The organism is Haemophilus haemolyticus (genome assembly GCF_001008205.1).
GTDB lineage: Bacteria > Pseudomonadota > Gammaproteobacteria > Enterobacterales > Pasteurellaceae > Haemophilus > Haemophilus haemolyticus_Q.
This window is the reverse complement of sequence record NZ_LCTK01000030.1, coordinates 33,957-57,318: the sequence shown is the minus strand read 5'-3', so window position 1 is coordinate 57,318 and position 23,362 is coordinate 33,957. Positions and strand designations below refer to the sequence as shown.

Genomic DNA, 23,362 nt, shown 5'->3' with positions numbered 1-23,362 from the left:
TCAATGGAACATTATATTAGCCTATTCGTTAAGGCAGTCTTCATTGAAAATATGGCACTTTCTTTCTTCTTGGGAATGTGTACTTTCTTAGCGGTATCTAAAAAGATATCAACTGCGTTTGGTCTTGGTATTGCGGTAACTTTCGTTCTTGGTATCGCCGTGCCGGTAAACCAATTAATTTATGCAAATGTGTTAAAAGAAAATGCTTTAATTGAAGGTGTGGACTTATCATTCTTGAACTTCATTACCTTCATTGGGGTTATTGCTGGTTTAGTGCAAATTCTTGAAATGGTATTAGATAAATTTATGCCATCTCTTTATAACGCATTAGGGATTTTCTTACCGTTAATCGCAGTAAACTGTGCGATCTTTGGTGGGGTGTCTTTCATGGTTCAACGTGATTACAATTTCCCTGAATCTATCGTGTACGGTTTTGGCTCAGGTTTAGGTTGGATGTTGGCGATTGTTGCGCTTGCTGGCTTAACTGAGAAAATGAAATACGCGGATATTCCTGCAGGATTAAAAGGTTTAGGTATTACCTTTATCTCTGTTGGTTTAATGGCGTTAGGCTTTATGTCTTTCTCTGGTATTCAATTATAAGGAGTGTAATCAATGAGCGATTCAGTAATTCTTGCACTCGGTATTGCCGCATTCACGGTTATTGTATTAGTGTTAGTGGCAATCATCTTATTTGCGAAATCAAAATTAGTCGATTCTGGTGATATTACTATCGGCATCAATGACGATCCTGAAAAAGCGATCACATTACCTGCAGGTGGTAAATTATTAGGTGCTTTAGCAAGTAAAGGTATTTTCGTGTCTTCTGCTTGCGGTGGCGGTGGCTCTTGTGGTCAATGTATTGTTAAAGTGAAAAATGGTGGTGGAGAAATTCTTCCAACCGAACTTTCTCACATTAACAAACGTGAAGCAAAAGAAGGTTATCGTCTAGCTTGTCAAGTTAACGTGAAAGGTAATATGGAAGTTGAACTTCCTGAAGAAATCTTTGGCGTGAAAAAATGGGAATGTACTGTTATTTCTAACGATAACAAAGCAACCTTTATCAAAGAGCTTAAATTGGCTATTCCTGAAGGCGAGGAAGTACCTTTCCGCGCGGGTGGTTATATCCAAATCGAAGCTGATCCACATGTGGTGAACTATAAAGATTTTGATATTCCTGAAGAATACCACGAAGACTGGGATAAATATGATTTATGGCGTTATGTCTCTAAAGTGGACGAGCATATCATTCGTGCTTACTCAATGGCCTCATACCCTGAAGAGAAAGGCATTATTATGCTTAATGTTCGTATTGCAACGCCTCCGCCTCGTCAACCTGATGCACCTCCAGGTCAAATGTCTTCATACATTTGGTCATTAAAAGCAGGTGACAAAGTTACTATTTCTGGTCCATTTGGTGAATTCTTTGCGAAAGAAACTGATGCAGAAATGGTATTTATCGGCGGTGGTGCAGGTATGGCTCCAATGCGTTCTCATATTTTTGACCAATTAAAACGTCTCCACTCTAAACGTAAAATGTCATTCTGGTATGGTGCACGTTCTAAACGTGAAATCTTCTATCAAGAAGACTTTGACCAATTGCAAGCTGAAAATCCAAACTTTGTATGGCATGTTGCATTATCGGACGCATTGCCTGAAGATAATTGGACTGGCTATACAGGCTTTATTCACAATGTACTTTATGAAAACTACTTGAAAAATCATGAAGCACCAGAAGATTGTGAATACTATATGTGTGGACCTCCAGTGATGAATGCTGCTGTAATTAAAATGTTGAAAGATCTTGGTGTTGAAGATGAAAACATTTTATTAGATGACTTTGGTGGCTGATTTTAGTTAATCAATTCATCATAAAAACTGACCGCACTTTGTGATGAAGTGCGGTCAAAATTTAAGGTGTTTTTAGAAAATTTTCTATGATTACAGGTAAGTTTTGTTGAATTTGCCAGTAATTCACAGATGTAGGAAATCCAGATGAAAAAATTAATAAGTGGTATTATGGCTGTGGCAATGGTATTAAGTCTTGCAGCCTGTCAAAAAGAAACAAAAGTTATCTCATTAAGTGGTAAAACAATGGGAACAACTTATCATGTTAAATACCTTGATGAAGGCTCGATGAAAGCAACATCTGAAAAGACGCATGAAGAAATTGAAGCTATCTTAAAAGATGTGAACGCTAAAATGTCCACTTACAAAAAAGATTCGGAACTGAGCCGTTTCAATCAAAATACTCAAGTGAATACACCGATTGAGATTTCAGCAGATTTTGCCAAAGTATTGGCCGAAGCGATTCGTTTAAATAAAGTGACTGAAGGTGCACTGGATGTAACTGTTGGCCCAGTTGTGAATTTATGGGGATTTGGCCCAGAAAAACGCCCAGAAAAACAACCTACGCCAGAACAATTAGCTGAACGCCAAGCTTGGGTTGGTATTGATAAAATTGCCCTCGATATGAGTGGTGCAAAACCGACATTAAGCAAAGCACTTCCTCAAGTTTATGTCGATTTGTCCTCGATTGCTAAAGGCTTTGGTGTTGATCAAGTGGCTGAAAAGTTAGAAGAACTAAATGCTCAGAATTATATGGTTGAAATCGGCGGTGAAATTCGTGCGAAAGGAAAAAATATTGAAGGTAAACCTTGGCAGATCGCAATTGAAAAACCAACTACAACAGGTGAAAGAGCGGTTGAAGCTGTCATTGGATTAGACAATATGGGAATGGCAAGCTCTGGCGATTATCGGATTTACTTTGAAGAAAATGGTAAACGCTTTGCTCATGAAATTGATCCGAAAACAGGTTACCCAATTCAGCATCATTTAGCCTCAATTACGGTACTTGCACCAACTTCAATGACTGCAGATGGCCTATCAACAGGGTTATTTGTACTGGGTGAAGACAAGGCGTTAGAAGTGGCAGAGAAAAATAATTTTGCCATTTACTTAATCATTAAAACAGATAGTGGTTTTGTCACAAAATCATCCTCTGCGTTCAAAAAATTAACAGAAACAAAAGAATAGTTATGCAAACTTTATTTTTTACTTTAATCGCTTTCGTCGCAATTATATTGTTGATGTCTATTGGATTTATTATCAAAAAACAAAGTTTAAAAGGCAGCTGTGGTGGTTTATCTACCCTTGGTATTGCCAAAGCTTGCGATTGTGATAAACCTTGCGATACGCTTCAATCAAAATTAGATGCGGGCGATGAACAAGCGAAAGCTGAATATGAGCAAAAATTTGCAAAAAAAGATGATGACTCGCAATTTTATGAAGTGAAATAACTTGCTCAAAAATGACCGCACTTTATGTGCAAAATAAAATTAACGGCAAAATTATTTTGCCGTTTTCTCATTCAATAACCAATGTGCTTCGCCTTAACCGAAGTTACGGGAGAACTATGTTAATTTCAAATACTTATAATCAACACTTTCCTCAATTGACGCAAGAGCAGCTTGCGAGAAATGCGACAAAAAAAGTCATTTGTGGTATGTCTGGTGGTGTAGATTCTTCTGTGTCAGCGTTTATTCTTCAACAGCAAGGCTATCAGGTTGAAGGCCTGTTTATGAAAAACTGGGAAGAAGATGATGATACGGATTACTGCACTGCAGCAGCTGATCTTGCAGATGCTCAGGCTGTATGTGATAAATTGGGTATCAAATTACATAAAATTAATTTTGCTGCAGAATATTGGGATAATGTCTTTGAGCATTTTCTAACTGAATATAAAGCAGGGCGTACGCCGAACCCAGATATTTTGTGTAATAAAGAAATTAAATTTAAAGCATTTTTAGAATATGCTGCTGAAGATCTTGGTGCTCATTACATTGCAACAGGGCATTATGTACGTAGAGCTGGTGATGATGAAAATGCAAAATTATTACGTGGTCTAGATGCCAATAAAGATCAAAGTTATTTTCTTTATACCTTAAGCCACAAACAAGTGGGGCAAAGTTTATTCCCCGTTGGTGAAATCGAGAAGCCGATTGTTCGCGCTATTGCTGAAGATCTTGGCTTAATTACGGCGAAGAAAAAAGACTCTACCGGTATTTGTTTTATTGGTGAGCGTAAATTTAAGGATTTCTTAGCGCGTTACTTACCGGCTCAGCCTGGTGATATTCGTACTGTTGATGGTGAAATTATTGGTCGCCATGATGGTTTGATGTATCACACGTTGGGACAGCGTAAAGGATTAGGCATTGGTGGTTTAAAAAATGCGGGTGATGAGGCTTGGTATGTGGTAGATAAGGATGTAGAAAATAACGAACTTATTGTTGCTCAGGGGCATGACCATCCTCGTTTATTTTCAAAAGGTTTGATTGCTAGCCAATTACATTGGGTTGATCGCGAGCCAATTCATGAGTTATTACGTTGCACGGTGAAAACACGTTATCGCCAACAAGATATTCCTTGTGTGATTGAACCGATTGATGATGAAACTATTCGAGTGATTTTCGATGAACCTCAATCAGCCGTCACACCAGGACAATCTGCCGTATTTTACCTTGGTGAAGTTTGTTTGGGCGGTGGTATTATCGAAGAAAGAATATAAAATAAAGATACTAAAAGCGCATTTTATGCGCTTTTAGACTATTTATTCAAACCAAATGACACTTGCCATTCGGCCCGTTTGGTTGTCACGGCGATAAGAAAAGAACAATTCTTTTTCATTGAATGTACAGTGATTTCCACCATAAATTTGCGTAATGCCTAGATTGTTTAATCTCTGAGTTGCGATTTGATAAAGATTACCTAGGTACTTACCTTCTTCTATGGCATCAGGTTGAAAGGCGAGTTTGGCTTTTTCATCTATCGCAATAAACTGTTTTACAACATCAATTCCAACTTGAAATGCAGTTGGTCCAATTGCAGGGCCAAACCACGCGACAATACCTTCAGGTTTAGCCTGAAAGCATTTGACAGTTTCTTCTAATACGCCATCACATAAACCACGCCAGCCAGCATGTGCTGCAGCTACTTCATTGCCAGATGTTGTGGTGAATAGAACTGGCAAACAGTCTGCCGTCATAACAGCACAAACTTGATGAGGAACATTTGTATAAACTGCATCCGCTTCAAGATTTTGTCCTGAGTAAGGTAATTGAATCACTCGAGTACTGTGTGTTTGAGTTAGAAATATAGGTGTTTGTGGCAAACCAAATTTTTCTACTAATAAAGTGCGGTTAGTTTTTACCGCACTTTTGTTATCACCGACATGATCGCCTAAGTTGAAACTAAAATAAGACGCCAAGCTCACGCCCCCTTCACGAGTAGTAGTAAAGGCATGAATATTCTTTGGAACGTTCCAATTTGGGTTTATCGCTTGCATGTTAATAATCTAACTCATCTTGATGTTCGAGATAGTCGGCTTTGAGTGCATTAAGCAATTCAACAAAGTCATCTGGTAATGGTGCATACCATTCCATCATTTCACCTGTAATTGGATGAGCTAAGCGTAGCATGACCGCATGTAAAGCTTGACGTTTGAAATTACGCAATACTTCCATAAAGTCTTCACTTGCATTTTGGGGTGGACGAGGGCGTCCGCCATAGGTTTGATCGCCTAGTAATGGATGGGCAATATGTGCCATATGAACACGGATTTGATGTGTACGTCCCGTTTCTAAACGTAAACGTAAACGGGTGTAGTTACGGTAATTCTCCATAATACGATAATGGGTGACAGCTGGTTTTCCCATTGGATGAACCGCCATTAAAGTACGTTTGGTTGCATGACGAGCCATAGGTTGATCGACTGTGCCACCTTTAGTCATAATGCCTGATGCTACTGCTTCATATTCACGCGTAATTTTGCGTTTTTGTAAGTCGCGTACTAACTTGGTTTGTGCTGGAATAGTTTTCGCAACAACCATTAGACCTGTCGTATCTTTATCTAATCGATGCACAATTCCTGCTCTCGGTACTTCTGCAATTGGCGGATAATGATAGAGTAGTGAATTGAGCACAGTTCCATTTGGATTGCCAGCACCAGGGTGTACGACAAGATCTTTGGGTTTGTTAATCACAATAATGTCGTCATCTTCATACACGATATTCAATGGAATATTTTCTGGTTCAAAACGTGTCTCATCTTCCACTTCTACGGTGATTTCTATTTTTTCTCCTCCGAGCACTTTCTCACGCGGAATATTGGCAATGCGATCATTAAGTTTTACGAGATCGGCTTCAATCCACGTTTTTAATCGGGAACGAGAATATTCTGGGAACAACTCTGCAAGTGTTTGGTCTAAACGCTGTCCGATTTGTTCTGGCTGCACTTCAGCCGAAAGGGTAATTTGTGGCATAAATAGCTCTCAAAAATTTTAAAAGTTGGCTTATTGATTAATGTTCTATACAATAGCGGACAATTGTATCTTATTTATTGGTTTTCGTAAAAATTAAGGAAAAAACAATGCGTAAAATAAAATCTTTGGCATTGCTTGCCGTGGCAGCATTAGTTGTTGGATGTTCAAGTGGTTCAAAAGATGTTGAGCAAGCATCAGTAAATGAGTTGTACACTAAAGGTGTCACATCATTACAAGAAGGCGGCTATTCTGAAGCTATTCGTTATTTAAAAGCAGCGACTGAACGTTTCCCTGGTAGTATTTATCAAGAACAGGCGATGCTAGATTTAATTTATGCAAACTATAAAGCACAAGATTATACGCAAGTATTATTGACGGTAGATAGCTTTTTACATCAATTCCCACAAAGTCCGAACCAAGACTATGCAGTGTATATGGCGGGGTTAACCAACGCTGCAACAGGTGATAATTTTATTCAAGATTTCTTTGGAATTGATCGTGCGACACGTGAAACCACTTCTATGCGTACCGCTTTTTCTAATTTCCAAAATTTAGTTCGTGTATTCCCTAACAGCCCTTATGCTCAAGATGCTTTAGCGCGTATGGCTTATATTAAAGATGCGCTTGCTCGTCATGAGTTAGATATTGCAAAATTCTATGCAAAACGTGATGCTTGGGTTGCAGTATCAAACCGTGTAGTTGGAATGTTGAAACAATATCCTGATGCTAAAGCAACTTATGAAGGTTTATCTTTGATGAAAGAAGCTTATGAAAAAATGGGTTTAACAGCATTAGCCAATGATACCCAAAAAATTATTGATGCGAATAAAGATAAAACCTTTGCACCAATTGAAAAACCAGATGAGCCAGAATTAAAAGTTCCGACTGCTAAATAGTCATAAGATATGAATAAAAAGCCCGAATAACTTCGGGCTTTTTGCTATATATTATCCTCGATGTGCATTTTTCATAATGCGATCTTTTGTTACTTTCCATTCACGCTCTTTGATATCATCGCGTTTATCATGTTGTTTTTTACCTTTAGCTAAACCAATTTTGACTTTTGCCCATGCACTTTTCCAGTAAAGAGAAAGCGCTACGATGGTAAAACCGTCTCGGTTTGCTTTGCCAAATAGGGATGCTAGTTCACGTTTATTTAATAATAACTTACGAGTGCGAGTTGGATCACAAACAATGTGCGTTGATGCAACATTTAATGGCTGAATGCTTGCGCCGAATAAAAAGGCTTCGCCATTTTTGAAAATGACATAACTATCACTAATGTTTGCCTTGCCTGCGCGCATTGATTTGACTTCCCAGCCTTGTAGTTCAAGACCTGCTTCAATTTCATCTTCTATAAAATAATCATGTCTCGCACGTTTATTCAGTGCGATAGTATTTGATCCTGGTTTTACTTTTTTCTTTGTCATAATTTTTATACCTTATTTTGCTTGGCGCATTTTATCGGATATCTATTTTTATAGCAAAAAAGATCATCTAGGGAGAACTGGCAGTCGCGTTTATTTTCAAGCTTTAAAAGATTTATAGAAAACTCAAGAAAAAATCACCGCACTTTTGTAAGAAAAAACAGACACATTGCTGTGTCTGTTTAAGTGAGATAAAAAAGATGAATTAAGTTTTGGTGATTTATATAAAGTGAATAAACGATTATTCCAAACGTTTTGCCACTTTAAGCCAATCAGCCTTAAATACACGCTGCATATTATTAATGGCATCAATAATATCATGGTGAACAAGTTGTTCATTTTGGATGCCTACGCAGTAGCCACCTTTACCTTGTAGCAATAAATCTACCGCGTATGCGCCCATACGTGAAGCAAGAATACGGTCAAATGCACAAGGAGAGCCGCCACGTTGAATATGCCCTAAAACAGTTGCACGAGTTTCGTGCCCAACGCGAGCTTCAATTTCTTTTGCCAGAGAATGGACATCGGTTAAAAGTTCAGTGATTGCAATAATTGCATGGCGTTTACCACGAATAATGCTACGTTCAATTTGTTGAATTAATTCTTCTCGATTAAATTCAATTTCTGATGCGACGATATATTCACAACCGCCAGCGATGCCTGCAGAAATCGTTAAGTCACTACAGTGGCGACCCATAATTTCAACGATAGAAATACGTTGGTGTGAGCTTGAGGTATCGCGTAAACGGTCGATAGCATCGACTGCAGTTTGTAATGCGGTTTGATAGCCGATGGTATAGTCAGTACCTGCAACATCATTATCAATAGTGCCAGGTAAGCCAACACAAGGGAAACCATGTTCTTCAGTTAACAATTTTGCGCCCATGTAAGAACCGTCACCACCGATAACAACAAGTGCATCAATGCCGTGAGAACGTAAAATTTCAGCACATTTCGCACGAACATTTGGATCCTTAAATTCAGGAAAGCGTGCAGAACCTAAGAACGTACCGCCACGATTAATCACGTCTGATACGCTGTAGCGGTTTAGTTGCTTGATTTTATTGTTGTATAAGCCTTGGTAACCATCATAGATACCAAATACATCTAGACCTTCTGCAAGTGCTGAACGTACTACGCCACGAATTGCTGCATTCATACCTGGCGCATCGCCACCACTTGTTAAAACTGCAATTTTTTTGATCATATTTACCTACTTTTAACCGTAATTGGAAACTGGCATAAGATTACATCATTAGAGGTATCTGCTCTAGCAAAATCTGATGAGATTTTGATCCGGCATAATTTTTTACATTATTTTTGACAGAACAGTTGCCACTTCAAATCTTGTAAATGCTTTCTTTCTATATCCACAACGTATTTTTGCAAATGTTGTTGCACTTTATCGACGGATAAATGTTTAGAAAGTGTTGGTTGCTGTACTTTTTGTGAATATTGATACTGAACAAAGCCACATTGTGGTAATTGTCGTCCTTTCATCACATTGACTTGCCAAGATGGATTTTCCTTTGTTGGCGAATAGATGACATATCCATTTAATTCCTGTGGATTCATCGAATTTCCTGGAATAGCATCGAAATGGAAATCTTTTACGCCTGTATTACGATAAATACGTTCTCTCAATGCGATCCGCTCTTTAATTGAGCGCGCTGGTTGATTGCGATCAAAGAGAATTTCAATTTCAGATTGCCAATTTTCTAGCGTATCTGGCTTGGCTACATAAACATAGCGTGCAATGGTTTCTAAATCTTGGCTGCCAGTAAGAGCATAATTTTTACCATTGTGCTCTAACTGCGTAGGAATATTTAATTGAGTCAGTTTAGTTGCACAGCCAGAGAGTATAAGTGCGGTCAATATAACAAAAATTTTATTCATTGATATCTCGCTTAAATACAAATTCAGTTTCAGTTGATGATGCTGAATCAAACCAATAACCACCTAAATCAAATTCTTTTAACTGTTCAATGTTGGTTAAACGATTTTGAATAAGATAACGGCACATTAAGCCTCGAGCTTTTTTAGCATAAAAGCTAATTACTTTGTATTTTCCATTTTTATTGTCTAAGAAAACTGGCTTAATAATTTTGGCATTAAGCTGGTTTTCTTTAACCGATTTATAATATTCATCAGAGGCTAAATTTATCAGAACATTATCACCTTGTTCATCTATAGCTTGTTGAACCGCTTGGGTAATCACATTTCCCCAAAAGGCATACAGATCTTTTCCTTTCGGATTGGCTAATTTTGTTCCCATTTCTAATCGGTAAGGTTGCATTAAATCAAGTGGTTTTAAAAGCCCATAAAGCCCTGAAAGCATACGTAAATGGGATTGCGCAAAGGCAACATCATCTTCCGAAAGTGAATCAGCATCTAAACCAGTATAAACATCGCCTTTAAATGCAAATAATGCAGCGCGGGAATTGTTTTCATTGTGAATTTTTGTCCATTCTGCAAAGCGTGCGGCATTTAGACCGGCTAACTTATCGCTGATAGACATAAGCGATGAAAGATCTTGCGGAGAAAGTTTACGACAAACCTCAATAAGTTGTTCGCTGTAATCAGTAAAGTGCGGTTGAGAAACAGGAAAATTTTTTACCGCACTTTCAAAGTCAAGGGTTTTCGCAGGGGAGATAATGGCTAACATAATCGTCCTTTTATGAAAAAATAATGGGCGTATATTAGCATAAAAATTTATACTAAACGCGTTTATATAGCCCATTTTCACTCATGATGAGATCTTGCAATTCAAGATCGAGCAACTGAACAAGTAAAACATCGACACTCAAGTTAAATTCTTCAGCTAAATCATCAATGCTCACAGGCGTGTAACCGATACGCGAATAAAGTTTCGGGTGACTTGGTGCTTCTACCAATCGGCGAGGATCGGGTGGTGGCGTGTAATTAGGCACTGTGATCTGGTCAAAATCGATTTCAGTTTGGCTATGGATAGAATGTTGGTATAGGGTTTCCAAAATATCCTTTGCATTTTCCACCAACATTGCGCCTTGTTTAATTAGGCGATTACAACCTTGGCTAAATTCACTTTGAATATTGCCTGGCACAGCAAAAACCTCTCGGTTTTGTTCTAATGCATACCGAGCGGTAATCAGAGAACCGCTTTTTTCTGTGGCTTCCACCACTAATGTCCCGACCGAAAGCCCGCTAATAATTCTATTACGACGAGGGAAATTTGTCGCAATAGGTGCTTGGTTTGGTAAAAACTCAGAAATTAATGTACCGTTGTTTTGCAAAATGAGCTCTGAAAGTTTGCGATGCTTTACGGGATAAATTTGTTCTAATCCGCTTCCTAAAACTGCAATGGTTTGTCCTTGAATATCAACAACTGCTTGATGGCAATGCCCATCTATTCCCAATGCGAGTCCACTGGTAATCGTAAAGCCAGCCAATGAAAGTTCCGTAGCAAAATATTTAGCCCAATATTCACCATAAGCCGTGCAGTAGCGACTTCCCACCATCGCAATTTGACGTTGTGAAAGTGCGGTCAAATTTCCTTTTACAAATAGCAGAGGAGGAAAGCTTGCTATCTGTTTCAATAGAAAGGGATAAAAGGGGGAAAAAGAATTTACCAAATGATTCCCCTCTTTTTGAGACCACTCTAGCGCAGGCTCAATAAATTTTGCTTCAGGCTTGAACCAACGACGAATTTGAATGGCGCCCCATCCCATTTGTCGGAAAGCAACATCATCATAATTGAGCAACTCATCTAGCGTAATATTGGATAAAATTTTATCAATTCCCACTCCGCCAAGTTTAGGGACTTGCATTAGGCGGAGTAGTGTGTAGGTAATATCTTGCATGCTTTTTCCTTTTTGATTTGAAAATTTAGTATGGAAAAAAAGAGTGAAAGAAACGATTAACTTGAAAGCATTTTGCGATTTAGATCGCAAAAATTCTTTTTGATGAGTAAAAAATTGCAAAATTTTTCTTATTTTGAAAATGTAAAAAATTCAATAATAAAAATTTGCTGATTGCAATCAATTTGGTTGAATATTCTTTTTATTTTATATTTGTTAGTTAAATATATATTTTATATTGTGTATTAATGATTATTTTTGATATAAAACGCTAAAAAATAGTTTGACAGTCAGTTTTTTATTCGTAATATGGAAAACGTTTTACACAGAAGGATTTTTATTTATGTCTCGTATTGTTTCTTTATCTCTCAACCTGCTGCTCTCACATTCGGTGTGCGGCTAAGTTGTGGATGAAAAACAGTCAGATGTAAATACCCAATTTTAAACCCGCACTTTATAAGTTGCGGGTTTTTTGTCTAAAAAAATACAGGAAAATGCACCGCACTTTTGGAGTGATTTCAGAAGGACTTTTAGTAAGGAAATTGTTATGACAGATCGCGTTATTATTTTTGATACCACCTTGCGTGATGGCGAACAAGCGTTAAAAGCAAGCTTAACCGTTAAAGAAAAATTACAGATTGCTTTAGCGCTTGAACGTCTAGGCGTGGATGTGATGGAAGTCGGTTTTCCGGTTTCCTCGCAAGGGGATTTTGAATCCGTGCAAACGATCGCACGCCATATCAAAAATAGTCGTGTCGCGGCACTTTCCCGTGCGGTAATTAAAGATATTGATGCGGCAGCTGAAGCCTTAAAAGTGGCAGAAGCGTTTCGTATCCATACATTTATTGCAGTTTCAGCATTACACGTTGAAGCCAAATTAAAACGTACCTTTGACGATGTGGTTGAAATGGCTGTAGCCGCAGTAAAACATGCACGTAATTATACTGACGATGTAGAATTTTCTTGCGAAGATGCAGGCCGTACAGGTATCGACAATATTTGTCGTATTGTTGAAGCGGCAATTAATGCAGGTGCAACAACTGTAAATATTCCTGACACTGTTGGTTTCTGCTTACCTAATCAATTCGGCAATATTATTGCTGAAGTACGTAACCGCGTACCAAATATCGATAAAGCTGTGATTTCCGTACATTGTCACAATGACTTGGGTATGGCAACGGCTAACTCCTTAACCGCTGTACAAAATGGTGCACGCCAAATTGAATGTACTATCAACGGCATTGGTGAACGTGCGGGTAATACCTCACTTGAAGAAGTCGTGATGGCAATGAAAGTTCGCCAAGAATTTATGGGCGTGGATACACGTATCAACACGCAAGAAATTCACCGCGTCAGCCAAATGGTGAGCCAACTTTGTAATATGCCTATTCAGCCAAACAAAGCAATTGTGGGTGCAAACGCCTTTGCTCACTCTTCCGGTATTCACCAAGATGGTATGTTGAAAAACAAAAATACCTACGAAATCATGTCACCAGAAACTATTGGCTTGAAGAAAGAGAAATTAAACTTAACCGCGCGTTCTGGTCGCGCAGCAGTAAAAGGCCACATGGCGGATATGGGTTACACCGAACAAGATTACGATTTAGACAAATTGTATGAAGCCTTCTTAAAATTGGCGGATAAAAAAGGCCAAGTATTCGATTATGACTTGGAAGCCTTAGCCTTTATTGATATGCAACAAGGTGATGAAGATCGTTTAGTGTTAGATAAACTTTCTGCACACTCCACTAAAGAATATCCAGCAACTGCTTTTGTTCAAGTAGAATTGGATGGTAAAAAATTAAGTACCTCTTCTATCGGTGGTAATGGTCCGGTTGATGCTGTCTACAATGCGATCTTGAATTTAACCGGCTTAGATATCAAAATGTCCCACTATAACTTAACTGCAAAAGGCGAAGGTGCTGAAGCGTTAGGTCAGGTAGACATCGTGATTGAACACGAAGGCCGTAAATTCCATGGTGTTGGTTTAGCGACAGACATCGTTGAATCTTCCGCACTTGCTTTAGTTCATGCAATTAATGCCATTTATCGTGCGCATAAGGTGGCAGATATTAAGAATCATAAACATCATTAACTCAATCCCCCTCTTTAGCAAAGAGGGGTTAGGGGAGATTTGGCAGAAGTAACATCAACCTCAGTGGTGAATTTTATATCGTTAAAATCTCCCCCCAGCCCCTCTTTACAAAATAGGGGAGAAATATGAAGAAAATTAACCGCACTTTAGTGTGAAAGAAATAGGAAAAATAATATGCAATCATATAACATCGCTGTTCTACCGGGAGACGGTATCGGTCCGGAAGTCATGGCTGAAGCCATCAAAGTATTAAATAAAGTCCAAGAAAAATTTGGTTTCAAACTTAACTTCAACGAGTTTTATGTCGGCGGTGCCGCAATCGATAATTGCGGTTGCCCATTACCGGCAGACACCTTAAAAGGTTGTGATGATGCGGATGCAATTTTGTTTGGTTCTGTAGGCGGCCCTAAATGGACAAATTTACCACCAGATCAACAACCTGAACGCGGTGCATTGTTGCCATTACGTAAACATTTCAAATTATTCTGCAACCTTCGTCCTGCTACCCTTTATAAAGGACTCGAAAAATTCTGTCCATTACGTGCAGATATTGCAGCAAAAGGGTTTGATATGGTGGTTGTGCGTGAATTAACGGGTGGGATTTATTTCGGTCAGCCTAAAGGCCGTGAAGGCGAAGGCGCACAAACTAAAGCATTCGATACCGAAGTTTATTACAAATATGAAATCGAACGCATTGCGCGTGCGGCTTTTGATGCGGCAATGAAACGTCGTAAACATGTAACTTCTGTGGATAAAGCGAACGTATTACAAGCTTCAATCTTATGGCGTGAAACTGTGACTGAAGTGGCGAAAGACTACCCTGAAGTCACCTTAGATCATATTTATATCGATAACGCGACCATGCAGTTAATCAAAGCGCCTGAATCTTTCGATGTACTCCTCTGCTCTAACATTTTCGGCGATATTATTTCTGATGAAGCGGCAATGATCACCGGCTCTATGGGGATGTTGCCATCTGCTAGCTTAAATGAAGAAGGTTTCGGTTTATATGAACCGGCTGGCGGTTCTGCCCCTGATATCGCAGGCAAAGGCATTGCCAACCCAATCGCACAAATTCTTTCTGCCGCGATGATGTTACGTTACAGTTTCAACTTAAATGATGCAGCTGATGCGATTGAAAATGCTGTGCAAAAAGTCTTAGCAAACGGTCACCGTACCGGTGATTTAGCCGATGATTCTAAGCCCGTTTCAACTGCGGAAATGGGTACGTTAATCGCTAACGCAATCTAATAAAAAACAATTAAAGTGCGGTTTAAAAACATCCTGAAATTTAACCGCACTTACTACTCTAACAAAAGCCTCTAACGAATTGAGAAAAATTATGGCAAAAACTCTTTACGAAAAATTATTCGATGCCCACGTGGTGTACGAAGCTGAAGGCGAAACGCCGATTTTGTATATAAACCGTCATTTGATTCATGAAGTGACCAGTCCACAAGCCTTTGACGGTTTGCGTGTTGCAGGTCGTCAAGTACGTCAAGTAAGCAAAACTTTCGGCACCATGGATCACAGTATTTCTACTCAAGTACGTGATGTGAACAAACTTGAAGGCCAAGCAAAAATTCAAGTATTGGAACTCGCCAAAAACACAAAAGCGACCGGTATTCAATTGTTCGACATGACCACCAAAGAACAAGGTATCGTGCATGTCATGGGGCCTGAACAAGGCTTAACCTTACCGGGCATGACTATTGTTTGTGGTGACTCCCATACCGCCACTCATGGTGCGTTCGGTGCTTTGGCATTTGGTATTGGTACATCTGAAGTAGAACACGTATTAGCCACACAAACCTTAAAACAAGCTCGCGCAAAAAATATGAAAATTGAAGTGCGCGGCAAAGTAGCACCAGGCATTACCGCAAAAGACATTATTCTTGCCATTATCGGTAAAACAACTATGGCGGGCGGTACAGGCCATGTAGTGGAATTCTGCGGCGAAGCGATTCGTGACCTTTCTATGGAAGGCCGTATGACCGTTTGTAATATGGCAATTGAAATGGGCGCGAAAGCGGGCTTAATCGCACCAGATGAAACGACTTTCGAATACTTAAAAGGTCGTCCACATGCCCCGAAAGGGAAAGATTGGGATGATGCAGTTGCTTATTGGAAGACCTTAAAATCCGATGATGATGCGAAATTTGACACGGTCATCACATTAGAAGCGAAAGATATTGCGCCACAGGTAACTTGGGGAACAAACCCAGGCCAAGTAATCGGTATCGATCAGCCAGTGCCAAACCCAGCAGAAATGACTGATCCGGTGACTCGTGCTTCAGCAGAAAAAGCCTTGAATTATATTGGCTTAGACGCTAACACTGATTTAAAAGATATCCCTGTAGATCAAGTCTTTATCGGTTCTTGTACTAATGCTCGTATCGAAGATTTACGTGCGGCAGCGGCTGTCATGAAAGGCCGCAAAAAAGCCGATAATGTAAAACGTATTTTAGTCGTGCCAGGTTCCGGCTTAGTGAAAGAACAAGCAGAAAAAGAAGGCTTGGATAAAATCTTTATCGAAGCTGGCGCTGAATGGCGTAATCCGGGCTGTTCCATGTGTTTAGGGATGAACGATGACCGTTTAGGCGAATGGGAACGTTGTGCTTCTACTTCAAACCGTAACTTTGAAGGTCGCCAAGGTCGTAACGGTCGTACTCACTTGGTGAGTCCTGCCATGGCTGCCGCAGCGGGAATGTTCGGTAAATTCGTTGATATTCGTGACGTAACATTAAACTAAGGAGCAGAAAATGGCAGGATTTAAACAACTTTCAGGCTTAGTAGTGCCATTGGATGTAGCAAACGTGGATACGGATGCGATTATTCCAAAACAATTTTTACAAGCGATTACGCGCGTAGGTTTCGGCAAACACTTATTCCATGAATGGCGTTATTTGGATGTAGAAGGCACCAAACCGAATCCGGAATTTGTGTTAAACTATCCACAATATCAAGGTGCGACCATTTTATTAGCACGTAAAAACCTAGGCTGTGGTTCGTCTCGTGAACATGCGCCTTGGGCATTAGCCGATTACGGTTTCAAAGTGATGATCGCACCAAGTTTTGCGGATATTTTCTACAACAACAGCTTAAATAACCACATGTTACCGATTCGTTTAAGCGAAGAAGAAGTAGAAGAAATCTTCCAATGGGTGTGGGCAAATGAAGGCAAACAAATCCATGTGGATTTGGAAGCGATGACCGTAACCGTAGGTGATAAAGTCTATCACTTTGAACTGGATGAATTCCGCCGTCATTGTTTGTTAAACGGCTTGGATAATATCGGTTTAACCCTTCAGCATGAAGACAAAATCTCAGAATACGAGAAAAACATTCCAGCGTTCTTGCGCTAAAAAGGATAAAAGTGCGGTGATTTTTCACCGTGCTTTTTGATCTAATCTAACGTTTTAATGATTCCATTATCGACCGAAAACATTTTTCTGTTTTCGATTTGCATCTCTTTTAATTGTTCTTGAGTAATGGCTGTAACAAACACTTGTGAACCGCTTTGTTGTAATCGTTCTGCCAACAATGCTCGCTTATATTGATCCAATTCCGATGCAAAATCATCGATTAAAAAAATACAATGGCGTTGCTTTTCTTTCATTAAATGCTCGCCTTGAGCCAGTCTCAATGCGCACATTAAAAGTTTAAGTTGTCCACGAGAAAGTATATCTTCCACTGGCAATCCTTGCGCTTTGAAACGAAAATCAGCTTTTTGAGGGCCAGAAAATGTGTAATTTAAGGTACGATCTCGTTCAAAATTTTGCTCAAGAACCTCTGCGTAATCTGTATTTTTTTCCCATCCTTGATGAAAGCTGACATTAATTTCTAATTCAGGGAGGAAAAGTTGGCAAGTTTGCTCGATTTCAGGGCGTAGTGCTTCTGCATATTCGGCACGCCATTGACTCACTTGGTGAGCGAGTTTGGCAAGCTCGACATCCCAAACTTTAATAGCGGAGTAGGGCTGATTTTGTGCAAGCGCAGCGTTTCTTTGTTTGAGTAATCGATTAAGATTGCTCCAAGCAGCATAAAAACTTGTTTGATGGTGAAAAAGTCCCCAATCTAAAAATGCTCGTCGATAACTTGGCCCACCATTCAGTAAGGTTAAGCCTTCTGGGGTGATTAATTGCATTGGCAAAAGATGCGCAAGATCGGAAATTTTATTGCCATCTTCGCCGTTAATTTTTACTAACGTGTTGCCTTGACGAAGTTTTTGTAATCCCACTGACCATTGATGTTGGCTTTCTTGGATTTGTCCAAATAAGGTAAAGTGAGGTTCGTCGTAAGAAATGATGCGATTTGTTACCGCACTTTTGAATGATCGTCCGTGACCAAGATAAAAAATGGCCTCTAATAAGCTCGTTTTCCCGCTTCCATTATTGCCGACCAAAAAGTTAAAGCCGGGATCAAAATCAAGATCCACGGCTGTTAAGTTACGAAATTTTTCGACGAGTAAGCGCGAAATCGCCATATTATAAACGCATTGGCATAATTACATATTCGCTACTGCTGTCTTCGCAGTTTTCGATTAAGCAACTCGAAGAGGCATCAGTTAAGCGCATGCGAACTTGATTGCATTTAAGCGCATTTAGCACATCAAGAATATAGGTGACATTAAAGCCCACTTCTAATTCTTCGCCATTGTAATTGACATCTACGATTTCTTCCGCTTCTTCATGTTCGGTGTTGGAAGCAGTAATTTTTAGTTGGTTTTCGCTTAAGTTTAAACGCACGCTACGCACACGCTCATTCGATAAGATTGATGCGCGAACAAAGGCTTGTTTAAGAATTTCCCAGCTGCCTTCGACAATTTTCGTTGCGTTACGAGGCAACACTCGGCGATAGTCAGGGAAGCGACCATCAATTAATTTTGATGTAAATACAATGTTTTTTAAATGGATACGTAAATTGTTAGTACCGATTTGTAAACGTGCTGGTTCATCGCTTGTTTCTAATAAACGAACCAGCTCTAACACGCCTTTACGCGGTAAAATCACAGAATGATTTTGTAATTCTTGTTCAAGTGAGATAGTACACACCGCAAGTCTATGTCCATCTGTCGCCACAGTACGCAATAAATTGCCTTCTGTTTCAAACTTCATACCATTTAAGAAATAGCGGGCATCTTGGTTTGCCATGGAAAATTGAGTGGCTTCAATTAAACGGCGCAAGGTATTTTGCGGTAATTCAAAATCTACTTCAGACTGCCAATCCGTAAGGTTGGGATATTCTTCGGCAGGTTGGGTTGTTAGCGTAAAACGGCTACGTCCAGACTGCACTAATGCACGGTCTTCTTCAAAAGTAACTGTGATTTCTGAATCATCAGATAAAGTGCGGCAAATATCTAAGAATTTTTTTGCTGGAATAGTGAAGGTGCCATTTTCAGAAGACGATGAAAGCTGAGTTTGACTCGATAATTCGACTTCCAAATCTGTGCCTGTGATAGTCAATCGATTGTCTTCAATTTGCAACAACACGTTGTTTAATACAGGAATGTTTGGACGACTACTCAATACGCCACATACTTGTTGCAACGGTTTTAATAAATTTTCTCTTGAAATACTAAATTGCATTGCGTTCTCCTTCTATGCGGACAAAGTGCGGATCAAATTCGCCCAATCTTCTTGAATGCTATTGTCTTGCTCACGGAATTTTGGTACTTCGCGGCAAGCGTTTAATACGGTCGTGTGATCACGGTCAAATGCGCGACCGATTTCAGGCAAACTACGGTTTGTTAATTCTTTTGCTAAGGCCATTGCAATTTGGCGTGGACGAGTGACTGAACGTGCACGGCTTTTTGATTTTAAATCTGAAACCTTAATTCGATAATATTCAGCCACCACTTTTTGAATATTTTCAATAGTAACCAGACGTTCTTGCAGAGCCAAAATATCTTTCAAGGTATCACGTACGAAATCAATATCAATGTCGCCACCTTTGAAGTCTTGCATTGCTTTCACTCGATTTAACGCCCCTTCGAGTTCACGCACGTTGGTACGCAAGCGTTGAGCAATGAAGAAAGCAACTTCTTCTGGCAAGTTCATATTATGTTCTTCCGCCTTTTTCAATAAAATCGCTACACGCGTTTCAAGATCGGGCGGCTCGATGGCTGTTGTTAAGCCCCAGCCAAAACGTGATTTTAAACGTTCTTCAATTTTTTCAATTTCTTTAGGATAACGATCTGATGTTAAGATAATTTGGCGACCAGTTTCAAATAAGTTATTGAATATATGGAAGAATTCTTCTTGGGTTTTTTCTTTTTCAGCGAAAAATTGAATATCATCCACTAAAAGCGCATCGAGAGAACGATAGAATTTTTTGAACTGATCCATTTTATTATCACGCACTGCTTTTACCATATGTTGCATAAAGTTATTTGCGTGAATATAAAGCACCCGCGCATTCGGTTTATTGGCTAAAATGCCGTTGCCAATTGCGTGTAACAAGTGGGTTTTCCCTAAACCTGTACCACCATATAAAAAGAAAGGATTGGCCGAAGGTTCGCCTGGTGCTTGAGCAAGTTTTTGACCAACTGCACGTGCGAGTTGGTTCGATTTACCTTCAACAAAGTTATCAAATAAGTGTTTAGTATTGAGATGCGATTCAAATTTTGTTGAAGCATTAGATTCAGCTTGAAAATCTACCGCACTTTCTACTACTTTAGGTGCAGGTTTGACCCCTTCTTTTAAAGAAATGCGAAGTTCAGGATTTTGTGCTAGTGTTTGACAAATTTGCTGGATTTGTGCGAGATAATGAGTTTCCACCCAGCCTTTCACAAACATATTAGAAGCATATAAAACAATATGGTTATCCGCCACCACATCAGCCTGTAAAGGACGAAGCCAAGTACTAAGATCGCTGGCTGAAACTTGATCTTGAAGTTGTAACAGGCAACTTTGCCAAAGGTTTGAGAGATTCACAAAAGGATCCTTGTTGTTTTTGTAATAGAGAAAAGTGCGGTAAAAATTGGCGGAGATTTTACAATAAATGCGTGGAAAGATCTTCTAAAAAATCGGCTTGAGATTTATACAAAAATCCGTATAATCCCCCCGATTTTGGAAGTCCGAGAGTTTTTCCCGAAAAATTTCCGTTTCTTATTTGACGAACGCGTATTTTATGATTAAAATTGCGCTCTATTTTTATTAACTCATAATCTGGATTTAGGTAGATTACAATGAAACGTACATTTCAACCTTCTGTATTAAAACGTAGTCGTACTCACGGTTTCCGTGCTCGTATGGCAACTAAAAATGGCCGTCAAGTTTTAGCGCGTCGTCGTGCTAAAGGTCGTAAAAGTTTATCTGCATAATCACCGTTCTTAGTGGTTAAGCTGAACTTTTCAAGGGAGTTACGTTTGTTAACTCCCGTTCAATTCAAAAATGTCTTCGAACAACCGTTCAGAGCTAGCACTCCAGAAATAACCATCCTCGCCAGAAAAAATAATCTTGAGCACCCTCGCTTGGGTTTGACTGTCGCTAAAAAACATTTAAAACGAGCTCATGATCGTAATCGTATTAAACGCTTAGTACGAGAAAGTTTTCGTTTATCGCAACATCGTTTACCCGCATGTGATTTTGTTTTTGTTGCAAAAGGGGGTATTGGTAAGCTTGATAATAGCTCTTTTGTACAAATCTTAGAAAAATTATGGCAACGACACATTCGTTTGGTGCAAAAATCTTAATTGGATTTATTCGTTTCTATCAAGTTGTTATTAGTCCTCTTATCGGACCGCGTTGTCGGTTTGTGCCTACTTGTTCTTGCTATGGCATTGAAGCGTTAAAAACACATGGATTGTTAAAAGGTAGTTGGCTTACTCTAAAACGTGTATTAAAATGTCACCCCTTGAACGCTGGTGGATTCGATCCTGTTCCACCTAAAATCAATAATAACGATGAGAAAAAATAATGGACTCAAGACGTAGCCTATTAGTGTTAGCGCTAATTTTTATTTCTTTCTTTGTTTATCAGCAATGGCAGTTGGATAAAAATCCACAGGTGTCAACTGAGCAAACAACTTCAATGACTGCCAATTCTGATGTTCCGGCAAGTTCTCCTTCTTCTAATTCGCAAGTTGTAGCAGATTCTCAAACTCATGGCCGTATTATTACTCTTGAAAACGATGTATTCCGTTTGAAAGTTGATACTTTAGGCGGTGATGTAATTAGTTCTGAATTACTAAAATATGATGCTGAATTGGATTCAAAAACACCGTTTGAGTTATTAAAAGACACCAAAGAACATGTGTATATTGCACAAAGTGGTTTAATTGGTAAAAACGGTATCGATACTCGTTCTGGTCGTGCGCAATATCAAATTGAAGGCGATAATTTTAAATTAGCAGAAGATGGTCAAGAGTCTCTTTCAGTTCCTCTTCTTTTTGAAAAAGATGGTGTGACTTATCAAAAAATCTTTGTATTAAAACGTGGTAGCTATGATTTAGGTGTGGATTACAAGATTGATAACCAAAGTGGTCAAGCTATTGAAGTCGAGCCTTATGGTCAATTAAAACATTCTATTGTTGAAAGCTCTGGTAATGTCGCAATGCCAACTTACACTGGTGGCGCATATTCTTCTTCAGAAACTAACTATAAAAAATATAGTTTTGGCGATATGAAGGATAATAATCTTTCTATTGATACTAAAGCTGGTTGGGTTGCAGTATTACAGCATTATTTCGTATCTGCCTGGATCCCTAATCAAGATGTAAATAATCAGCTTTACACAATTACAGATACTAAAAATAATGTCGCTTCCATCGGTTATCGTGGCCCAGTTGTTACTATTCCTGCTGGTGGTCAAGAGACGATTACAAGTTCATTATGGACTGGCCCTAAACTTCAAAATCAAATGGCTACTGTGGCAAATCACTTAGATTTAACGGTTGATTATGGTTGGGCTTGGTTTATTGCTAAACCGTTATTCTGGTTATTAACCTTTATTCAAGGGATTGTGTCTAACTGGGGGTTAGCGATTATTTGTGTAACAATCGTAGTGAAAGCAATTTTGTATCCACTTACGAAAGCACAATATACTTCAATGGCTAAAATGCGTATGTTGCAACCGAAAATGCAAGAAATGCGTGAACGTTTCGGTGATGATCGCCAACGGATGAGCCAAGAAATGATGAAACTTTACAAAGAAGAAAAAGTAAATCCACTTGGCGGTTGTTTACCAATTCTTCTTCAAATGCCAATCTTCATCGCATTGTATTGGACATTTATGGAAGCAGTTGAATTACGTCATGCTCCGTTCTTTGGTTGGATTCAAGATTTATCAGCACAAGATCCTTATTATATTTTCCCTATTTTAATGGGTATCTCAATGTTCTTGTTGCAAAAAATGTCTCCAACACCAGTGGCTGATCCAATGCAGCAAAAAGTGATGAACTTTATGCCATTAGTCTTTATGTTCTTCTTTTTATGGTTCCCTGCTGGTTTAGTGTTGTACTGGTTAGTTTCTAACTTAATTACAATTGCACAACAGCAATTAATTTATCGAGGGTTAGAGAAAAAAGGGTTACATTCCCGTAAGAAATAGTCACTAACTGGCAAAAAGAAAGGCACGAATAGTGCCTTTCTTTATTATTTGATCTTAATATATTCCGCATTTTGTAGAGATAGAGTTTTTTTAGTAGAAACAGGGATAAGCGTTATCCCTCTAAATTAAAAGTGCG

The 23,362-nt window shown here is 39.1% G+C and carries 24 protein-coding genes; 14 read left to right on the top strand and 10 right to left on the bottom strand.

What is annotated here, in order from left to right:
- Nucleotides 1-3 precede the first annotated feature (3 nt).
- From nqrE to mnmA, 5 genes are all read left to right on the top strand, one after another.
- Nucleotides 4-600, top strand: coding sequence for an NADH:ubiquinone reductase (Na(+)-transporting) subunit E (gene nqrE / locus AAX18_RS06575; RefSeq protein WP_005629181.1), 597 nt, complete (start codon nt 4-6; stop codon nt 598-600).
- Nucleotides 601-612: 12 nt separating this feature from the next.
- The gene (gene nqrF / locus AAX18_RS06570) at nt 613-1,848 is read left to right on the top strand and encodes an NADH:ubiquinone reductase (Na(+)-transporting) subunit F (RefSeq protein WP_005629183.1); all 1,236 of its coding nucleotides are present in this window, start codon (nt 613-615) and stop codon (nt 1,846-1,848) included.
- 144 nt (nt 1,849-1,992) lie between these two features.
- A complete protein-coding gene (locus tag AAX18_RS06565) occupies nt 1,993-3,033 on the top strand; it encodes an FAD:protein FMN transferase (protein WP_005629185.1) in 1,041 nt (346 codons plus the stop codon).
- Between the two features lie 2 nt (nt 3,034-3,035).
- The gene (gene nqrM, locus AAX18_RS06560; protein ID WP_005629187.1) at nt 3,036-3,296 is read left to right on the top strand and encodes a (Na+)-NQR maturation NqrM; all 261 of its coding nucleotides are present in this window, start codon (nt 3,036-3,038) and stop codon (nt 3,294-3,296) included.
- A 116-nt stretch (nt 3,297-3,412) separates the two neighbouring features.
- A complete protein-coding gene (gene mnmA, locus AAX18_RS06555; protein WP_114892576.1) occupies nt 3,413-4,564 on the top strand; it encodes a tRNA 2-thiouridine(34) synthase MnmA in 1,152 nt (383 codons plus the stop codon).
- Nucleotides 4,565-4,606: 42 nt separating this feature from the next.
- Here mnmA and pgeF read toward each other — a convergent pair whose 3' ends face one another.
- Nucleotides 4,607-5,341 carry a peptidoglycan editing factor PgeF gene (gene pgeF / locus AAX18_RS06550; protein ID WP_005627440.1) on the bottom strand — a complete coding sequence of 245 codons (735 nt, stop codon included), beginning with the start codon at nt 5,339-5,341 and terminating at the stop codon, nt 4,607-4,609.
- A gap of 1 nt (nt 5,342) precedes the next feature.
- Nucleotides 5,343-6,317, bottom strand: a complete 975-nt coding sequence (gene rluD, locus AAX18_RS06545; RefSeq protein ID WP_046953343.1) for a 23S rRNA pseudouridine(1911/1915/1917) synthase RluD — start codon at nt 6,315-6,317, stop codon at nt 5,343-5,345.
- Nucleotides 6,318-6,424: 107 nt separating this feature from the next.
- Here rluD and AAX18_RS06540 point away from each other — a divergent pair, with 107 nt between their 5' ends.
- On the top strand, nt 6,425-7,213 hold the full coding sequence (locus AAX18_RS06540; RefSeq protein ID WP_005636887.1) for an outer membrane protein assembly factor BamD: 789 nt from the start codon (nt 6,425-6,427) through the stop codon (nt 7,211-7,213).
- A 51-nt stretch (nt 7,214-7,264) separates the two neighbouring features.
- Here AAX18_RS06540 and smpB read toward each other — a convergent pair whose 3' ends face one another.
- The 5 genes from smpB to dprA all read right to left on the bottom strand — a co-directional run bounded on the left by smpB (nt 7,265) and on the right by dprA (nt 11,583).
- Nucleotides 7,265-7,747, bottom strand: a complete 483-nt coding sequence (gene smpB, locus AAX18_RS06535; protein ID WP_005633362.1) for an SsrA-binding protein SmpB — start codon at nt 7,745-7,747, stop codon at nt 7,265-7,267.
- Between the two features lie 238 nt (nt 7,748-7,985).
- Nucleotides 7,986-8,951 (bottom strand): 6-phosphofructokinase, encoded by a 966-nt coding sequence (gene pfkA, locus AAX18_RS06530; RefSeq protein ID WP_005627427.1) that lies wholly within the window; start codon nt 8,949-8,951, stop codon nt 7,986-7,988.
- A 107-nt stretch (nt 8,952-9,058) separates the two neighbouring features.
- Nucleotides 9,059-9,640: a hypothetical protein gene (locus AAX18_RS06525; protein WP_046953342.1), complete on the bottom strand. Its 582-nt coding sequence runs from the start codon at nt 9,638-9,640 to the stop codon at nt 9,059-9,061.
- On the bottom strand, nt 9,633-10,409 hold the full coding sequence (gene yaaA / locus AAX18_RS06520; protein WP_046953341.1) for a peroxide stress protein YaaA: 777 nt from the start codon (nt 10,407-10,409) through the stop codon (nt 9,633-9,635). Before yaaA ends, AAX18_RS06525 begins: the two co-directional genes overlap by 8 nt.
- 52 nt (nt 10,410-10,461) lie before the next feature.
- Nucleotides 10,462-11,583: a DNA-processing protein DprA gene (gene dprA, locus AAX18_RS06515; RefSeq protein WP_046953340.1), complete on the bottom strand. Its 1,122-nt coding sequence runs from the start codon at nt 11,581-11,583 to the stop codon at nt 10,462-10,464.
- A gap of 544 nt (nt 11,584-12,127) precedes the next feature.
- Here dprA and leuA point away from each other — a divergent pair.
- The 4 genes from leuA to leuD all read left to right on the top strand — a co-directional run bounded on the left by leuA (nt 12,128) and on the right by leuD (nt 17,040).
- Nucleotides 12,128-13,675, top strand: a complete 1,548-nt coding sequence (leuA, locus tag AAX18_RS06510; protein ID WP_046953339.1) for a 2-isopropylmalate synthase — start codon at nt 12,128-12,130, stop codon at nt 13,673-13,675.
- A gap of 174 nt (nt 13,676-13,849) precedes the next feature.
- Nucleotides 13,850-14,926: a 3-isopropylmalate dehydrogenase gene (gene leuB / locus AAX18_RS06505; protein ID WP_046953338.1), complete on the top strand. Its 1,077-nt coding sequence runs from the start codon at nt 13,850-13,852 to the stop codon at nt 14,924-14,926.
- A gap of 91 nt (nt 14,927-15,017) precedes the next feature.
- On the top strand, nt 15,018-16,427 hold the full coding sequence (gene leuC / locus AAX18_RS06500) for a 3-isopropylmalate dehydratase large subunit (protein ID WP_046953337.1): 1,410 nt from the start codon (nt 15,018-15,020) through the stop codon (nt 16,425-16,427).
- Nucleotides 16,428-16,437: 10 nt separating this feature from the next.
- Nucleotides 16,438-17,040 (top strand): 3-isopropylmalate dehydratase small subunit, encoded by a 603-nt coding sequence (gene leuD / locus AAX18_RS06495; protein ID WP_046953336.1) that lies wholly within the window; start codon nt 16,438-16,440, stop codon nt 17,038-17,040.
- 41 nt (nt 17,041-17,081) lie between these two features.
- Here the strand turns inward: leuD and recF are convergent, their stop codons facing one another.
- Genes recF through dnaA form a run of 3 tightly spaced genes read right to left on the bottom strand, consistent with a single transcriptional unit; the run spans nt 17,082 to nt 20,610 of the window.
- Nucleotides 17,082-18,161: a DNA replication/repair protein RecF gene (gene recF, locus AAX18_RS06490; RefSeq protein ID WP_046953335.1), complete on the bottom strand. Its 1,080-nt coding sequence runs from the start codon at nt 18,159-18,161 to the stop codon at nt 17,082-17,084.
- Nucleotide 18,162: 1 nt separating this feature from the next.
- A complete protein-coding gene (gene dnaN, locus AAX18_RS06485) occupies nt 18,163-19,263 on the bottom strand; it encodes a DNA polymerase III subunit beta (protein ID WP_046949657.1) in 1,101 nt (366 codons plus the stop codon).
- 12 nt (nt 19,264-19,275) lie between these two features.
- Nucleotides 19,276-20,610 carry a chromosomal replication initiator protein DnaA gene (gene dnaA, locus AAX18_RS06480; RefSeq protein ID WP_046953334.1) on the bottom strand — a complete coding sequence of 445 codons (1,335 nt, stop codon included), beginning with the start codon at nt 20,608-20,610 and terminating at the stop codon, nt 19,276-19,278.
- A 254-nt stretch (nt 20,611-20,864) separates the two neighbouring features.
- Here dnaA and rpmH point away from each other — a divergent pair, with 254 nt between their 5' ends.
- From rpmH to yidC, 4 genes are read left to right on the top strand one after another with little or no spacing between them, the layout of a single operon-like run.
- Nucleotides 20,865-20,999 (top strand): 50S ribosomal protein L34, encoded by a 135-nt coding sequence (gene rpmH, locus AAX18_RS06475; protein WP_005539760.1) that lies wholly within the window; start codon nt 20,865-20,867, stop codon nt 20,997-20,999.
- 12 nt (nt 21,000-21,011) lie between these two features.
- On the top strand, nt 21,012-21,371 hold the full coding sequence (gene rnpA, locus AAX18_RS06470) for a ribonuclease P protein component (protein WP_032803246.1): 360 nt from the start codon (nt 21,012-21,014) through the stop codon (nt 21,369-21,371).
- Nucleotides 21,335-21,595 carry a membrane protein insertion efficiency factor YidD gene (yidD, locus tag AAX18_RS06465; protein WP_005627402.1) on the top strand — a complete coding sequence of 87 codons (261 nt, stop codon included), beginning with the start codon at nt 21,335-21,337 and terminating at the stop codon, nt 21,593-21,595. Before rnpA ends, yidD begins: the two co-directional genes overlap by 37 nt.
- Nucleotides 21,595-23,226, top strand: coding sequence for a membrane protein insertase YidC (yidC, locus tag AAX18_RS06460; RefSeq protein ID WP_046953333.1), 1,632 nt, complete (start codon nt 21,595-21,597; stop codon nt 23,224-23,226). Before yidD ends, yidC begins: the two co-directional genes overlap by 1 nt.
- Nucleotides 23,227-23,362 lie beyond the last annotated feature (136 nt).

Coding starts and splice junctions, on each gene's coding strand:
- nqrE (WP_005629181.1), top strand. CDS start 4: ATGGAACATTATATTAGCCTATTCGTTAAGGCAGTCTTCATTGAAAAT.
- nqrF (WP_005629183.1), top strand. CDS start 613: ATGAGCGATTCAGTAATTCTTGCACTCGGTATTGCCGCATTCACGGTT.
- AAX18_RS06565 (WP_005629185.1), top strand. CDS start 1,993: ATGAAAAAATTAATAAGTGGTATTATGGCTGTGGCAATGGTATTAAGT.
- nqrM (WP_005629187.1), top strand. CDS start 3,036: ATGCAAACTTTATTTTTTACTTTAATCGCTTTCGTCGCAATTATATTG.
- mnmA (WP_114892576.1), top strand. CDS start 3,413: ATGTTAATTTCAAATACTTATAATCAACACTTTCCTCAATTGACGCAA.
- pgeF (WP_005627440.1), bottom strand. CDS start 5,341: ATGCAAGCGATAAACCCAAATTGGAACGTTCCAAAGAATATTCATGCC.
- rluD (WP_046953343.1), bottom strand. CDS start 6,317: ATGCCACAAATTACCCTTTCGGCTGAAGTGCAGCCAGAACAAATCGGA.
- AAX18_RS06540 (WP_005636887.1), top strand. CDS start 6,425: ATGCGTAAAATAAAATCTTTGGCATTGCTTGCCGTGGCAGCATTAGTT.
- smpB (WP_005633362.1), bottom strand. CDS start 7,747: ATGACAAAGAAAAAAGTAAAACCAGGATCAAATACTATCGCACTGAAT.
- pfkA (WP_005627427.1), bottom strand. CDS start 8,951: ATGATCAAAAAAATTGCAGTTTTAACAAGTGGTGGCGATGCGCCAGGT.
- AAX18_RS06525 (WP_046953342.1), bottom strand. CDS start 9,640: ATGAATAAAATTTTTGTTATATTGACCGCACTTATACTCTCTGGCTGT.
- yaaA (WP_046953341.1), bottom strand. CDS start 10,409: ATGTTAGCCATTATCTCCCCTGCGAAAACCCTTGACTTTGAAAGTGCG.
- dprA (WP_046953340.1), bottom strand. CDS start 11,583: ATGCAAGATATTACCTACACACTACTCCGCCTAATGCAAGTCCCTAAA.
- leuA (WP_046953339.1), top strand. CDS start 12,128: ATGACAGATCGCGTTATTATTTTTGATACCACCTTGCGTGATGGCGAA.
- leuB (WP_046953338.1), top strand. CDS start 13,850: ATGCAATCATATAACATCGCTGTTCTACCGGGAGACGGTATCGGTCCG.
- leuC (WP_046953337.1), top strand. CDS start 15,018: ATGGCAAAAACTCTTTACGAAAAATTATTCGATGCCCACGTGGTGTAC.
- leuD (WP_046953336.1), top strand. CDS start 16,438: ATGGCAGGATTTAAACAACTTTCAGGCTTAGTAGTGCCATTGGATGTA.
- recF (WP_046953335.1), bottom strand. CDS start 18,161: ATGGCGATTTCGCGCTTACTCGTCGAAAAATTTCGTAACTTAACAGCC.
- dnaN (WP_046949657.1), bottom strand. CDS start 19,263: ATGCAATTTAGTATTTCAAGAGAAAATTTATTAAAACCGTTGCAACAA.
- rpmH (WP_005539760.1), top strand. CDS start 20,865: ATGAAACGTACATTTCAACCTTCTGTATTAAAACGTAGTCGTACTCAC.
- yidD (WP_005627402.1), top strand. CDS start 21,335: ATGGCAACGACACATTCGTTTGGTGCAAAAATCTTAATTGGATTTATT.
- yidC (WP_046953333.1), top strand. CDS start 21,595: ATGGACTCAAGACGTAGCCTATTAGTGTTAGCGCTAATTTTTATTTCT.